The following is a 14517-nucleotide window of genomic DNA, read 5'->3' as shown; positions in this document are numbered from 1 at the left end:
GTCTTTGGCAACTCATTCGTTTTCCCACCCTCGATTTCATCGACCAAATGCTTGTCGTCGTCGGGAATTTCCCGAAGGATGGGCAGCCCGTCCAACGCACTATTCGGCAATTGCTTAGGGCCTAGGCATGCATCGGCACCATGAATCTGTTTCGGACCGAGATACGATGAGGATTCAGGTAGGCTTCTGATGAAATCCCTTGGAAATAGCGTGTTTTCTCCCGGCGGTTCGCTCAGAAGGTTTGCAGCCGGCGTTGCTGTGTATCCTATATAGTTGACGGCATCGGCCGGAAGTTTGGTAAGAGAAAGTATTTTCTTGTTTACCGCGTTCCGTGCTGTTGTCTCAGCGTTCGGATCATAATCAGCGCCCCTCTTTCTAGTATTGACGCTGGCTTGATCGGCTTCGTCGTCGATGATTAATATCCTCAGACGCTTGAGAACATGCTTGTCTTTGCTCAGCCACTGTAAAATGTGCTTCAAGCGGGTCCCGTTTTTAAGGCAAACGTGATAGTAGCGTTCTGGACGCCGTGAGTTAGGTCGCGTGGCATCATCGAGTAGCTCGCTAGGACGTCTTCCCCGAGGAGCAACATCGTTCTTCGTGAGCATTACCCATTTTCTGGATTCACCACACAAGTCCTCCATTGCCCTTTGCTCGGTTTGCAGGCGCAAATTTTCAATTGTCCCGCTGATGACTATGAAAAAATTAAAGCCTCGGTCTGCGGCCATCGACATGAGCCCGAGAATATGTCCCGTTTTTCCGGACTGAACGTGACCAATAACCATGCCTTTCACGGCATCGTTTCGGCGGCTTTCTGCCTTTCTTGAATCTTCCTGCCTGCTGCGAACGAGGCGCTGGAGGACCGAAAATGCAGACTTTTCAAGGTTCGCGATGTCGCTGGGAAGATAGCGCTTGCTCAACTTTGATTTATAAGATTGCCAGCAAGAATCTGCATCAGTGCTCAACTTGACATCGGCAACTTCGTAATCCGACAGCGTCGCGTCGTCTTGAGCAGCGGCCGCTGACCTTTCCGCGTCTTCTTGCTCCGCAAATTCTTTTTTAGCGTGTTCTAATGCTTGGTCCCAAACTGCACGCGTGATGCCGGGATCCAGAACATTGGCAGCTTTTGCAGCGTTGAACATCGCCGCGATTTTACCCCAATTACCTTTTTCGCGCTCATACTGCTGTTTGAGGTAGCTAATGGTGCTACCAAAGTCGTCGGGGTTGAATTTAGCCATATGGGTTCGTTGGGTTTTTAAGGTTAGGTGTCTTTAGTTTTTAGATGCCAGCCGTCTTTTTGCGGTATTCACACCAAGAACAAGACTCGGGCGCGTCCGGCGGTTGGTCGGACTCTAGGGTTTCTTCGATTTTACGCAGAGTCGGCTCGATCCAAACGGTATCGCCTGCGTAGGGAATGAGGCTGATTCTAAAGTCCATGCGAGCGCCGAACGCCTGGGCCGAGACATCGCCATTCGCATAAACGAACCAAGCCGTTTCCGACACCCGGAAGCCATTTGCCCTGAGCAGCCACTGGTAGAGCTCGACCTGCCGCTTGTAGGAAATCTGCCAGTCGGCATCGATCCCGACATCGGACGCCTTGGCGGTGGCTTTATAGTCGGCAACGAGAATTTCCTGCGTCGCCGGATTTTGCCACACGTCGTCGAGCGCACCATAGACATCGAACATGGTTTCGGTGTGCAAGGCATGAACTCCGCGGCGGAAATTGCGCCAATCATCGATCTTCTCGTGGCGGAAAGGCACGTAATCAAGACCTGCGTCTGCAAGGACATCCGGCACCGTGCCTGCGATGCGATGGGAGTCGAATTCTCTCTTGAGTAGGGAATCGATGGCACTGTTGATGGTGAAGGGCGGACCGGACACGCGTCCGATCCCGTGCCTCTGGTCCAAGTAAAAGCAGCGCGGACAGTTCAGGAAAAGGTCGATCTTCGAGCGACTGAGGGAATACGGGTCAGTTGATCCGGGCTCGTAGAGCTTCTTGCGAGACTTCGAGGTCTTGGGCTTTTTAGGTTCGGCGGACTTCGTGCGGGGCATGGGGGTGGGAAGGCTGAGATCGGAGTGTGAGACTTGCGTGATGATTCGTCAATTGGCTACTGCAACCTTCTGCTCCTCGTCCCCTTCCGGAAGGAATCGAGGCTCCCCGGCGGAGGACTCGAGGAGTTTCGGCGGAAGGTTCTTGGTGGGTTTCACGCCGAGATCGCGCAGCATCTCGGTTTGACGAACAAGATTGCCGGAGCCCGTAGCCAAGACACTGTGCGCGTCATCGTAGGCCTTGCGCGCGCTGTCGAGGGACTTGCCGATGCGCTCGAAGTCGACGGCGAAGCCGACGAATTTGTCATAAAGCTTGGCACCGCGCTCGGCGATCTCGCGGGAGTTGAGGGCCTGTTTTTCCTGACGCCACAGATTTTCCACGATGCGCAGCACGTAAAGCAGCGTCGAGGGGCTGGCCAGCAGGACGTTCTTGTGCCATGCGTCCATGAAGAGTTTTTCATCGCGCGAGATGGCCAAGAGAAACGCAGGCTCGACGGGGACGAACATAACGACAAAGTCGGGTGTCTCCTTTATGCCGTAAAGCTTCTGGTAGTTGCGCCCGTAAAGACCGTCGATGTGCGCGCGGATGGAGCGGATGTGGTCTTTCAGCCGGGCGTCACGTTCCGTGGGGTCGTCTGTGCCTGCGTAGCCGACGTAGGCGTCGATGGAGACCTTCGAGTCGACAACAAGGCAACGATCGGCAGGAAGATTGAGGATGACGTCGGGTTTGCCTTTTTTGCCTTCGCCGTCCTCGTATTGCTTCTGGACGGTGAAGCCGATGCCTTTGCGGATGCCGGAGGCTTCAAGCAGATGCTCCAGGATCATCTCGCCCCAGTCGCCTTGGACTTTGTTGGATCCTTTGAGGGCTTCAGTGAGGTTTTTGGCATCGGTGCTGACGGCATTGCTGAATTTGACGAGTTCCTCGACCTGGACTTTGAGAGCTTTGCGCTCATCGCCGGCATCGGTGACCGCTTTGGCGACGGATTCTTTGAAGTGGCCGAGTTGGTCGTTGATGGGTTTCAGGAGGTCGGCAATCGCTTTTTCGCGGGCGGCAAGGTCGCCTTTGGCCTCGGTCTGGAATTGGCCGAGGTTTTGCTGCGCGAGATCAAGGAAAGATTTGTTGTTCTCCTGCAGGACTTGGGAGGAGACGGCGTGGAAGGCCTCCTTGAGGCGCACCTCGTCATAATCGCGCGCGGCGATGGTGGTCTGCAGGGCGTTTTTCTCGGCAGAGAGCGCGGCAATTTGCACGGTCTTGCGGTAAAGGAAGACAAGGGCCGGGATCAGGCACAACACGACCCCGAAGATCAACCCGCCGACGGCAAAGAGGTAAACTAGGTAAGTCTGCTCTGGCATGGTGATGAAATTAGCAGATAGGCCCGAGCGGGACGAGGCTGCAGGGTGTCATAACCGGCTGTAGGCAGGGGTGGGCAGTGGGCGGGAGGAGTGAAAAGTGGGAAGTTCGAACGTGGGAAAGTTGGAGGGACTGGAGACCAAAGACGAAGAGACCAAAAGACTGATGGCGAGGCTGGAGGGCTCCAGGGACCAGAGACAAAGAGACGAAAAGACAGAGGTCAGTGGGCAGGAGTCAGTTGGCAGTTTTCAGCGGCCAAATGCAGCAAGGCAAAGCCGATCCAAGATCCAAGCCAGCCACCGATTAACATCGGCCGAGCGAAGCGAACCGTAGCGAAGCGGAGATGGCCGAAGGCAAACAGACAACTCGAAGAGTTGAGCGAAGCGTTCAAATAGACACGGATTGATTCCTGCCGGCTGACATCGGCTAAAAATAGCGGTCCGGCAAAACGCCTAAATCAGGCTTTCTTGAGCGCGTAACGGCCAGTTTTTTTTGTGCCGATTTTTTCGACCAAGCCCGCGGCAAGCAAGGGACGCAGGAGATCCATGGCTCCCTGCTTCGAAATGCGCAGGGCGGACCATAGTTCGGACGGCGCCATGCTGCCGTGATCGCGCAGCAGCCGCAGAAGTTGTTCCTGCCGCGGTCGCAGGACGAGCTTGCCGGGTGATCGCACTTGGTATGACTGCACACGCGTCCAAACGCGATCGAGGGTCTGGCAAAGTCCTTGGGCGGAGTATTCCAACCAACCGGTCAAATCTCCGCCATCTTTCCGCACGGCGTCGAGGGCGCGGTAGTAGGCCGGACGATCTTCCCAATAGTATTCGTCCACGGAGAAAATGTGATGGCTGTCGAAGCCGCGGCGATACAACTCCCACAGGGCGAGAGCGCGGCCGGTGCGTCCGTTGCCGTCGGCGAAGGGGTGAATCCACTCGAATTGGTAATGGAGGATGGAGGAACTCAGCACCGGTGAAAGCGCGGATGCTTTTTTGTTCCACCAGTCGAGCAACTCGAACATCAGCCCCGAGACATCGGCCGCGGCGGGCGGAAAGTGCCGGCCGACACGGACTTGGATCGTGCGGTAGCGGCCCGCCTCGCCTTGGTCCATGACCCGCCCGGCGAGCAAGCGGTGAAGATCGAGGACATCTTCGTGCCGGATGGTTTTTTTTCCGGCGTGCTTTTCCACGTAACGTAGACCGGCGAAGTAATTGAGGATCTCGCGCTTCGGGCGAGCCTCGACGGAGGAAAGTTCGCGGCCTTCCTCAAGCGCGCGGACCTGCTCGAGAGTCAGAGGATTGCCTTCGATGGCGGTGGAAGCGTGACTGTTGCGCGTGCGCGTGTCTTTTTGCAGGGCCGGAATCCACGACAATTCCACAGCCGCGCTTTGGATGCGCTCGCGCAAGGAGGCCGTCTGCTCGACCAGCGTGAGCAGACGCGGCGTGATGCGGAATTGCGGCTCGTAAGGCACAAAAATAAGTCAAGCATTAGTCCAGTTATTAGTCAAGTCAGTCTGGAAAGCCCGGTGAAGCGCTTAGCGGTCGCGTTTGGCCGGATCGGTCCCCTCGCCGGCGGGCGGGTTGAAAAGATCGGGAGCCGCGCCGTCGGATTTCGGGGGCTGCTTTGCTTTGCGCGGACGGCGGGCAGGTTTTTTCGACGACGGTTTTGCCGCGGGCGCGGATTTCCCCGCCTTCCCGGGCTTGGTCTCTTCCGAGACTGTCTCGCTGTGCAGCGGAAGCTCCGCGAGGTAAACGGCATCCTCCGGCGTGTGGCCGCCGAAAATAACGCGCATGAGCGCGGCGAAGTAACGATCGGCCGTGACCAAAGCGGTGCCGAAGAGACGACCGATCACGCGGTCCTCGAGACCGGCTTCGCCGATCGGCGCAGCGAGATGGTAGACAATTTCGCCGTCGGAGAAATCGAGATTGAAGTTGCCCAAGACCAATTTGTGATTCGCGCGCAGGAGCGTTTCCATGACGAAAGGACGCATCTTTTCATCGCGCGCCTGGACCGGAAGGGAGAGATCCATCTGCAACATCTCGTCGTCGTGCGTGATGCACCACTTGATCTTGTAGACGGCGGCATCACCGCACATGGAGAAACCGATGAGTTTGCGGCCGTGGTCGACATGGCACTTGATGTCGTTTTCTTTGCAGTGTTCGACGAGTGTCTCGAAGGGAGAGAGGAAGTTTTGCATAGAGAAAGGAGAGTCGTCGGTTGGCAGGAGTCAGTTGGCGGGTTGAAGAGATCAGTGGCGGAAAGACTAAGAGATTAAGAGACCAAGAGACTAGGAGTGGGCATGGGGGAAGGTAGGAGTTGGCAGTTGGCAGTCGTCAGTCGGCAGAGGTCAGTTGGCGGGTTGAAGAGCAGGCACGACGCGATGGAGCATCCAGGCGGCAATGACGGTGTCATCCGGACCTGTGCCGAAGTTTTTGGTCAGAAGAGCGCGCATGGCGGCCGGCGATCCGGCGAGGCCCACATAATGCTGGCGCACGAGCATGTCACGGCCGTCGGCGTAGAAAACACCGACTTCCACGCCAACGCAACTGAGCGGAGAGCGCCCGATGATGATTTGCCCGTTGCCGTGCGGCACAAGGGCATAGGTCCATTGTTCCTCCTGTTGACGCTGCGCGACTTCGGGCGAAACGCGATGTTCGGTGAGCAGCCAAGCGGGGGTGTATTCGTCGAGCCAATCCTCGAAAGCGCGTCCGATGACATGTTCGCCGACAAAACCCGCCGCCAAGCGGTCGAGTTGGCCGATGATCTCTCCCTCGTCGGTGAAAGGCTCGAGCGCGCGGGTGGTGATTTCGTCCGCGCCTTCGTCAAAGATGGCATAGGTGCCGCGGGATCCATCCGCAGCCAACCATGCGAGAAAACAGGCAATGCGATCTCCATCGGCACAACGTGCGGAGAAGGCAACACCCCCGCGTGTCCCCTGCCCGCCCGGCTCGAGCAAAGGCGGCGGTGCATCGACTTCTTCCACGCGCATCTCACAGCCGACCCCGCGAAAACGGCGGCGGGACCAGCTGCGGATTGCTTTGCGGAGGCCCGGGCCCGAGGGCGGACGAGGGCCGGTGAAAAGCACAGGCAGCCAAGCCGCAGGATTGGCCGGAAGGGTGCCGTCGATGACGACGCGGCGGAGAAAATACTGGAAGCGCACCGATCGGCGGAGGCGGCGTATAAGCCAGTTTTCGCCGGCTGGCGCGGGAGTCTCGGAAAGGTTTTTTGTCATGCCCGATGTAAAACAGACGCCGCTCGGAGTGTCCATGGTGGCGTGTGTCATAAGCTATCGGAGGCCGGAGCCAACCGGGTCCTGTGGTTGCGGAGGGAAAAAGCGATGAGCAGCAGTCCGATCACGAGGAGCCAGGGGTATTTGTCCATTCCCTCCTTGCCGAGCAGCTGGTCGCAGATCGCTTCGACTTTTTCGCAGGTTTCTTTTGTCATAAAGTTATCTTTCGATGATGACCGGAGCCGGTCCTTGATAACCCGGATAAACAACCACGACGGGCCGCGGACGGGGCGCAAAGAGCGCCGCGGCCGCCTGGAAACCGTAGAGCGTCCAGCCGAGGCCGTTGGGGACCGGTTGACCGTAGCCATTCCAGCCCCAAGGAGCGCAGCCGTTCCATCCGCCGTAACCGGGGGCCCATCCGCTGGTGCCGTAGTAATTGTAGCGGTTGACCGTCACATTAACCGGCCGGTTGTCGCATGCCGGTCCGTTCCACTGAGCGTGGACGGAAGAGAATGCGGCGGCACAAAGTGCGACGGTGAGTGCGAGGGACTTTTTCACAGGCGGCCTTTCTGTGTTTTGGTCTGCCGACCGTAGCGCTTGAGGAAGTCGCCGTGCACTTTGTCCAAAGCTCCGACCAGTGAATCGGCGTCTTCGAAGGACGGAAACGTGGCATCGATGTCCGCTTGCTCGGGGTGCGCGCTGTTTTTCGCGAAAGCGAAAAGGGGCGTTCTCCGTCCCAACGGAATCCAGGCACGAAGAAGGGGTTTGTGTCCGTTTTCATCGGCGTCGAGTTCCAGGCTGATGTGAACCGTAGGAACAACGTCGGGATAGCGGCTATCGATAGTGTGGTCTTGGTTGAGCCGTGACACGCGGATCTTTGGATCGGTGGCCTTGGCCCAGCGTTTGATGATTTCTTGTGGTTTCATAAGGGTGCCCATCGGAACAGGAAACCCGCGGATGGTCAACGATCAAAAGCGTCATAACCACTTGTCTTGCAACATATTACAATGTAATACAAAACCCGGATCAGTAGACCGCCAGGCGCTTCATGGCACCGGGGACGCGGAAGAGGACGCGGGAGGGAATACGGTCACCCGGATACCAAATCTTTTGCTCCCAACCGGAGGCGTCCGCCGTGCTTGCACGGAGAATGATCGGGCTGTAGCCGCGTCCGTAGTCGGCCGTCCAGTTGCCGCTACGCGTGGTTTCGACGACCAGTTCGAGCGGAGTTGTGCCGACGTATTCGCCGTTGAGTTCGACGATGCACCCCGGCGGCCAACTGCGGATATCGATCGTCTTGACCGGTTCGGCCGTGCGCACCTCCGGCTCCGGCGCCGAAGCGCAACCGGCAAACAACAATGCGGCAACCGGAAGAACGCGCCACATGGGGGTCAGTTGAGTGCCACCAAGCGACCGCGATACTCGACGGGCAGCTCGTTGACATCGACGATGCGCAAAGAGCGCTGACCGGGGGCCGCATCGGCCGTCTGCCGGAATGTGGCGATGACCGTGTCGTTCAGCGCCCACATGGCGCCGGTGGCGGGATCTACGATGAGCATGCCGATCAGGCCTCCGAGGAGAATGTTGCCAAAATACCAGCCGTCGATCTTTGCGGTGAGAGGAACGGATTGGACGACGCCCTTGCGTCGGAAGTCGACGGTGTATTTCGCGGGCTTGAAGTAGCCTTCGGACGCCGCAAGCGTGATCGTGGCGGGAGTCACGCCGCTGGCGATTGGAAGGCCGTTGGACTTCTTGACGACAAAATCGGCACCTGTGGGATTACTCGTGATCGAGACAGGGTATTCGGACTTGCTGACGACGGAGGCGCAGCCGACCAAGACGAGGGTGAATGCGGACAGGAGGGCGGTATGTTTTTTCATAACGCCTACCGATTGTAGGCACGCGATTCGCGTTGGAAACCAGTTTGCGTGTCATAGAGCAGGCTGCTCGTCTTCAACGCTTTGGCACCGGCTCAGGGCTTTTTGCGGCCCAATTCCATGCTCCCGCACAACCTTCCGAAGACAGCACCGGCAAGAGCGGTGCGTGTCATAACACCAATTCAGGAAGCCGGCGGATTTCCTTTGGACTCGGGTCCCCTCTCCTCTTTCGGACGCTCGAAAAGCCCCGGCAGCTCGCGGGTCGATTTCAACCGCGGATCCTTGCGAGGACGCCGGTTGCGCTTATTGAGAGAGGGTTTCGGGGGCTGCGGAGCTTCTTTTGAAGATTGATGGGCCGTCTCCCGGTCTTCCTCATGCGCTGCCTCGGCATGGTAATCCAACTCGGCCAAGTAAACGGCGTCAGCAGGTGTCTCGCCACCCACCAAGGCCCGCATGAGGGCGGGAAAATACCGGTCCGCAGTTCCCATGGCTGTGGCAAAGAGACGCCCGACTGTTTCGTCATCGAGGCCTCTTTCGCCAAACGGATGCCCTATGTGGTAGCGAAGCCTCCCCTCGTCCATGTCATAGTCGAAATGGCCAATGACGATGCGGTGATTGGCCCGGGTGACAAATTCAGCGACGAGGGGTCGCAGCCGCTCCTCGGTGGTTGCAATGGGGATGGTGAGGTAGATTTGGAATACCTGATCGTCATGCGTGACGAGGAGAGCCACGTCGTAAATGGCCATCTCGCCGCGCATGGAAAAGAACACGCCCTTCACATCGGGTTCGGCTCGAAACTTGATCCCGGCCTCCTCGCAATGATCCACGACAACTTGGAAAGGCGATCCGAACTGGGGAGAGAAGCTTTCGTCACTCATGGCTTGGACCAGCAAGTTTAGAGGCTTGGACCGGTCCGAAAAGGGGTTTTCGAGTCATACGGGGACCGAAAAAATAAAATTAGCGCAGTCCTCGGCCCCCAGCCCCAAATCCCGATCCTCATTGACGTCCTTGAACGACGTTGAAAAGTGGCCAAATTTTAGGCGTTTTGGCCTGATTTTTGAGGAGTCAACCCCGCTCAATGAGTTTCCAAGCTACAGAGGATTAACGACTTAAAAAGAAAAACAGCGGGCAGAGGGAATCGAACCCTCATAGCCAGCTTGGAAGGCTGGAGTTTTACCACTAAACTATGCCCGCGAACTTCCTACAGATTCTCCGCGGAAGCTTGCGCGTCAAGGCGGTTTTGCGGCACAAGGCTTCGAGTGACAACCGGGGAACAGACGACTTGCACCGAGCGCCGCGCATTTGTCGCCTATATCGCGCCCTTCGCGGTGTTCATGGCGGGGTTGGCCCTCGTATCGGCGGTGGGATCTTTCGCGCCGGAGGAAGGCGGACCGCTCTGGCTGTCGGACCCGAAATATTGGGTCTACCCCCTGCAAACCATCGCCTGCGGCGCGTTGCTGCTGTGGTTTTGGAAGGCTTACGAATGGGGTGACAAATGGCACGTCATCGCCGGAATCGCCGCCGGCTTGCTGGTCCTCGCGCTGTGGATCTCGCCGCAGTGGCTGTTGGGCGCGGCGCCCCGCAATGACGGATTCAATCCGGATCTCTTCGCGGAGTCTTCCGCGCTATGGTGGACGACCGTGGGAATGCGCTTCCTGCGCCTGGTCGTGGTGGTGCCGTTGCTGGAAGAAATCTTCTGGCGCGGATTTTTGCTGCGCTACTTGATCAAAGAGGATTTCACCAAGGTGCCGTTCGGGACGTTCTCGTGGTTTTCTTTCGGCATCGTGACGGTGATGTTCGGCCTGGCGCACTGGGGTCCGGATTTCGTGCCGGCGCTGCTGACCGGGGCGATCTACAACTTGCTCGCGGTGAAAACGCGGAGCCTGGCTTGCTGTGTGATCGCGCACGCCGTCACGAATCTCGGTCTCGGCATCTACATCATGCAAACCAAACAATGGGGGTTCTGGTAGCCGTGCTGCCTCGGCAGCCGGAGTTTTCTGTGTTCAGCTTGCAGGTTTCAGCCTCTCTCAACTCTCATCCCTAAAACCTCAATTCTTTTGAAAGCCGGCATCGCACAGATCAACACGACCGTCGGGGATTTCGCCGGCAACGCCGACAAAATCCTCCACGCCTACCGCGAACTGGTGAAGGCGGGTGCGGACTTCGTGGTGACACCGGAGTTGGCACTTTGCGGCTACCCGCCGATGGACCTGGTGTTCCGCTCGGGATTCATCGCCGCGGCGGAGCGTCACCTCAACGCGCTGGCTGTCGATGCCGGCGATGTGCCGTTGCTTGTCGGCACGATCGAGCCGAACACCGCGCGCCACGGCAGGCCCTGCCACAACAGCGCCGTGGTGCTGCAGAACGGCAAGCGCGTCGCCACCGCGCACAAATCGCTTTTGCCGACTTACGATGTGTTCGACGAAGGCCGCTACTTCGAGCCCGCCAAACGCGTGACCACGGCGATGATCGCGGGTCGCCGCACCGGCATCACGATTTGCGAGGACCTGTGGACGGCGGAATACCTGCCCCACGATTACTACGGGCAGAGCCCGATCGAGTCGCTGCGTCGCTCGGGCATCGATCTCCTCATCAACATGAGCGCATCGCCGTTCGAGGCGGGCAAACCGGCCCGGCGCCTCGCCATGATGTCGAAGATCGCGCAGTCGGTGCGCGTTCCGCTGGTTTACGTGAACCTCGTCGGCGGAAACGACCAGCTGGTCTTCGACGGGAATTCTTTCGTGGTGAATGCGGACGGGGCTCCGGCGGCGCTGTTGCCGGGCTTCACTGAGTGCCATGCCGCGGTGGAGGTGCCCGGACGCGCGTCCGGTCTCGCGCGCGAAACAGTCGCCGAGGTGCACGATGCTCTCATTCTCGGGTTGCGCGATTACCTGGGAAAATGCGGGTTCAGCCAGGTGGTCATCGGGCTGAGCGGCGGCATCGATTCCGCCGTGACCGCCGCCCTCGCGGTGGAAGCTTTGGGCGCGGAGAACGTTCTCGGCGTGACGATGCCCGGGCCGTTCTCCTCCGCGGGCAGTGTGGACGATTCCCTCGCCCTGGCGCGCAACCTGGGCATCGAGTGCCAAACGGTGCCGATCGATACGGGGTTCGAAGCGATGGGAAAACAGCTGGAGAAAGTTTTTGCCGGACGCCCACCGGACAGCACCGAGGAAAATTTGCAGGCGCGCCTGCGCGGGATGACGCTCATGGCCATCTCGAACAAGTTCAACCGTCTTGTTCTTTCGACAGGCAACAAGAGCGAGCTGGCCGTGGGTTATTGCACCATCTACGGCGACATGGCCGGGGGCATGGCGCTCATTTCCGATGTTCCCAAAACGATGGTTTACCAGCTGGCCGATTACATCAACCGCGGACGCGAGATCATCCCGCAGGCGACGATCCAAAAAGCACCCAGCGCCGAGCTGCGACCGGACCAGAAGGACCAGGACACGCTCCCGCCCTACGACGTGCTGGACAAGATTCTCCAGCTCTACGTGGAGGAACAATTGACCGTGGAGGAAATCGCGGAACGTGGCTTCGCCGAGGAAACTGTGCGCTGGGTGGCGCGCAAGGTGGATGCCAATGAATACAAGCGGCAGCAAGCCGCGCCCGGCATCAAGGTGACATCGAAAGCCTTCGGCATCGGCCGCCGCGTGCCAATCGCACAGCGCTTCCACGCATAATCCATGAACGGCCTGATCTTTCCCACGCTGGCATTCGGCGCTTTTCTCCTCGGCTCCATACCGACGGGTTACCTCGTGGCGCGCGCTCGCGGTGTGGACATACGCCGTCACGGCAGCGGCAACATCGGCGCGACCAATGTCCTGCGCACCCTGGGCAAACCGCTCGGCATTTTCGTTTTTGTCGTCGATGCGCTGAAGGGCTTCATGGCTGTCTGGATCGCGAAGAGCTTCGGCGATGGGTCCGCCGCCGATTGGCTCGGCATCATCGCCGCCGTGGCCGTGATCGCCGGACACAACTACACGCCGTGGCTCGGATTCAAGGGCGGAAAGGGAATCGCCACCTCGGCCGGCGTGCTGCTGGCATTCTCGCCGTGGACCGTGCTGTTTATCACCGTGGTGTGGTTTGTTTTCTTCAAGACCACGCACTACGTGTCCGTCGCGTCCATCGCCGCCTCCGTCGCCGTGCCCGTTTCCATCGGCGCACTTTGGTCGGGCGGGATCGCGGGAAGCGCGCCGCTCTTCGTCTTCGCCCTCGTGATTTCCGCGCTCGCCATCTGGCGCCATCGGTCCAACATCCGGCGTCTGCGGGAAGGAACGGAACCCCGTTTCGCCTCGAAGAGCCAAGCATGAACGAACCGAAATCCATCTCCCTGATCGGCGCCGGCGGCTGGGGCACGGCTTTGGCCCAGTTGCTCGCCTCGTCCGGACGTGCAGTCACGATCTGGGCCCATGATCCCGCGCAAGTCGAAGAGATCAATACCCGGCACACCAACGCCCAGTTTCTTCCGGGGGTGACTCTCGCCGAAGGCATCACCGCGACGGCGGACATGAACAATGCGGCCGGGGCCGACCTCCTCGTCGTGGTGCCTCCCTCGCAATTTCTCAAAGGCGTGGCCGAAAAGATGGCCGACGCCGGCGTGCGGCCGGACACGCCGCTGGTCTGCTGCACGAAGGGCCTGGAGCACCACACCGGACGCCTTATGACACAGGTTCTTTCCGGCGCGCTGCCAAGCAATCCGGTCGCGGCGCTGTCCGGCCCGAACCACGCGGAAGAAGTGGCGCGCGGCACGCCCGCTGCAGCCGTTGTGGCCGCAGGCGAGCCGGCGCTGGCTTCCATGCTCCGGAAACTTTTCTGCACGGGGGCGTTCCGCGCGTATTCAAGCGACGACGTGGCCGGCGTGGAGCTGGGCGGCGCGCTGAAAAACATCTACGCGATCGCAGCGGGAATTTCCGACGGTCTCGGCCTCGGCGACAATGCCAAGGCGGCACTCGTCACACGCTCGCTGGCGGAGTTGGTGCGCTTGGGCACAAAGCTCGGCGGACGCCGGGAGACATTTTACGGGCTGAGCGGTTTGGGCGACCTGATGGTGACATGCTTCAGCGTGCACAGCCGCAACCGCGGCGTCGGGGAACGTCTGGGCCGGGGGGAAAAACTCGAAGACATCCGCAAGTCGATGGTCATGGTGGCCGAAGGCGTGCCGACAACGCGCAGCGCCTACGAGGAAGCCCGCAAGCAAGGGGTGGAAGCGCCCCTGCTCGACACGGTGCATGCGGTGCTCTTCGAGGAACTGTCGCCGCGCGAAGGGTTGCTGCGGCTTCTCGCGCGCGAGCCGAAACCGGAGAACGGCCCGTGATCAGGCACCACGTCCAACGCGCACGCCACAAATGGAACCTGTGGACCGACTCGGACCGCGGGATGGCCGCGCTTTTGACCCTGCTGGTCCTTTACGTTTTTGTCATCTACCCGCTGCTCGGCGGGGACCAGATGACCAACGGCGCCGTGAGCGTCTCATTCTCGCTCATCCTTGTCGCCGGCATCATGGCGACGTCCCACCACAACGCGGTGCGCATCGGTATTGTCATCCTCGCGGGCATCGCGTTCGCGTCGCACTGGCTCAACGTGATCTTGGGAGGACGCGAGACGCACCTGATCGCATCCGGTGCGGCCGTGCTGTTTTTCGCCATGCAGGCTTGGTTTCTTTCGATGCGCGTGTTCCGGCAGGGCGAGGTGCATATTTACCGGATTCTCGGCGCCGTGGCGGTTTTCCTCGTGCTCGGGCTCCTGTGGGCGAACATCTATCTCTTTATTTATCTCGGGTGGCCGAACAGCTTTTTCTTCACTCCCGGCACGCAGGCCTTCGAGCCTCCGACGTCGGAGATGGTTTATTTCAGCTTCGTGACGCTCACAACACTCGGCTACGGCGACATCGTGGCGGTGAGCCCGATGGCGAGATCCCTCGTCACCCTCGAGGGATTGGTCGGGCAGCTTTATCCGGCGATTCTGCTCGCGCGTCTGGTCACCGAATACCGGCCCAAACACCGCGAAAAATAGGTTCC

At 59.5% G+C, this 14517-nt stretch carries 16 protein-coding genes and 1 tRNA gene; 5 read left to right on the top strand and 12 right to left on the bottom strand.

Annotated elements, in window-relative coordinates:
* The 12 genes from FGM15_09925 to FGM15_09870 all read right to left on the bottom strand — a co-directional run.
* A partial coding sequence (locus tag FGM15_09925) for a hypothetical protein (GenBank protein ID MBU3666173.1) occupies positions 1–1235 on the bottom strand: 1235 nt, incomplete at its 3' end.
* A gap of 40 nt (positions 1236–1275) precedes the next feature.
* Complete coding sequence (locus FGM15_09920; GenBank protein MBU3666172.1) at positions 1276–2049, bottom strand: PD-(D/E)XK nuclease family protein; 774 nt, start codon at positions 2047–2049, stop codon at positions 1276–1278.
* Between the two features lie 48 nt (positions 2050–2097).
* Positions 2098–3399 (bottom strand): DNA recombination protein RmuC, encoded by a 1302-nt coding sequence (locus FGM15_09915; protein MBU3666171.1) that lies wholly within the window; start codon positions 3397–3399, stop codon positions 2098–2100.
* A 455-nt stretch (positions 3400–3854) separates the two neighbouring features.
* Positions 3855–4868 carry a Fic family protein gene (locus tag FGM15_09910; GenBank protein ID MBU3666170.1) on the bottom strand — a complete coding sequence of 338 codons (1014 nt, stop codon included), beginning with the start codon at positions 4866–4868 and terminating at the stop codon, positions 3855–3857.
* A gap of 57 nt (positions 4869–4925) precedes the next feature.
* Complete coding sequence (locus FGM15_09905; protein MBU3666169.1) at positions 4926–5588, bottom strand: hypothetical protein; 663 nt, start codon at positions 5586–5588, stop codon at positions 4926–4928.
* 150 nt (positions 5589–5738) lie between these two features.
* Positions 5739–6623 (bottom strand): hypothetical protein, encoded by an 885-nt coding sequence (locus tag FGM15_09900; protein ID MBU3666168.1) that lies wholly within the window; start codon positions 6621–6623, stop codon positions 5739–5741.
* A 216-nt stretch (positions 6624–6839) separates the two neighbouring features.
* A complete protein-coding gene (locus FGM15_09895; protein MBU3666167.1) occupies positions 6840–7178 on the bottom strand; it encodes a hypothetical protein in 339 nt (112 codons plus the stop codon).
* Complete coding sequence (locus FGM15_09890; GenBank protein MBU3666166.1) at positions 7175–7546, bottom strand: hypothetical protein; 372 nt, start codon at positions 7544–7546, stop codon at positions 7175–7177. Before FGM15_09890 ends, FGM15_09895 begins: the two co-directional genes overlap by 4 nt.
* 100 nt (positions 7547–7646) lie before the next feature.
* Positions 7647–8006, bottom strand: coding sequence for a PEGA domain-containing protein (locus FGM15_09885; GenBank protein MBU3666165.1), 360 nt, complete (start codon positions 8004–8006; stop codon positions 7647–7649).
* A gap of 5 nt (positions 8007–8011) precedes the next feature.
* Positions 8012–8500 carry a hypothetical protein gene (locus tag FGM15_09880; GenBank protein ID MBU3666164.1) on the bottom strand — a complete coding sequence of 163 codons (489 nt, stop codon included), beginning with the start codon at positions 8498–8500 and terminating at the stop codon, positions 8012–8014.
* A gap of 179 nt (positions 8501–8679) precedes the next feature.
* Positions 8680–9375, bottom strand: a complete 696-nt coding sequence (locus FGM15_09875; protein MBU3666163.1) for a hypothetical protein — start codon at positions 9373–9375, stop codon at positions 8680–8682.
* A 245-nt stretch (positions 9376–9620) separates the two neighbouring features.
* A tRNA-Gly gene (locus FGM15_09870) sits at positions 9621–9691 on the bottom strand.
* A gap of 65 nt (positions 9692–9756) precedes the next feature.
* Here FGM15_09870 and FGM15_09865 point away from each other — a divergent pair.
* The 5 genes from FGM15_09865 to FGM15_09845 all read left to right on the top strand — a co-directional run bounded on the left by FGM15_09865 (position 9757) and on the right by FGM15_09845 (position 14512).
* Positions 9757–10467 carry a CAAX prenyl protease-related protein gene (locus FGM15_09865; protein ID MBU3666162.1) on the top strand — a complete coding sequence of 237 codons (711 nt, stop codon included), beginning with the start codon at positions 9757–9759 and terminating at the stop codon, positions 10465–10467.
* 87 nt (positions 10468–10554) lie between these two features.
* Positions 10555–12180, top strand: a complete 1626-nt coding sequence (locus FGM15_09860; protein ID MBU3666161.1) for an NAD+ synthase — start codon at positions 10555–10557, stop codon at positions 12178–12180.
* A gap of 3 nt (positions 12181–12183) precedes the next feature.
* Positions 12184–12810 carry a glycerol-3-phosphate 1-O-acyltransferase PlsY gene (gene plsY / locus FGM15_09855; protein MBU3666160.1) on the top strand — a complete coding sequence of 209 codons (627 nt, stop codon included), beginning with the start codon at positions 12184–12186 and terminating at the stop codon, positions 12808–12810.
* Complete coding sequence (locus FGM15_09850) at positions 12807–13814, top strand: NAD(P)-dependent glycerol-3-phosphate dehydrogenase (protein ID MBU3666159.1); 1008 nt, start codon at positions 12807–12809, stop codon at positions 13812–13814. Before plsY ends, FGM15_09850 begins: the two co-directional genes overlap by 4 nt.
* A complete protein-coding gene (locus FGM15_09845; GenBank protein ID MBU3666158.1) occupies positions 13811–14512 on the top strand; it encodes a hypothetical protein in 702 nt (233 codons plus the stop codon). The genes FGM15_09850 and FGM15_09845 overlap by 4 nt, the downstream gene beginning before the upstream one ends.
* Positions 14513–14517 lie beyond the last annotated feature (5 nt).

The organism is Chthoniobacterales bacterium (genome assembly GCA_018883245.1).
In the GTDB taxonomy this organism is placed as follows: Bacteria; Verrucomicrobiota; Verrucomicrobiia; order Chthoniobacterales; family JACTMZ01; genus JACTMZ01.
Note: the sequence above shows the minus strand (reverse complement) of the source record. Positions and strands in the feature narration are given on the sequence as shown.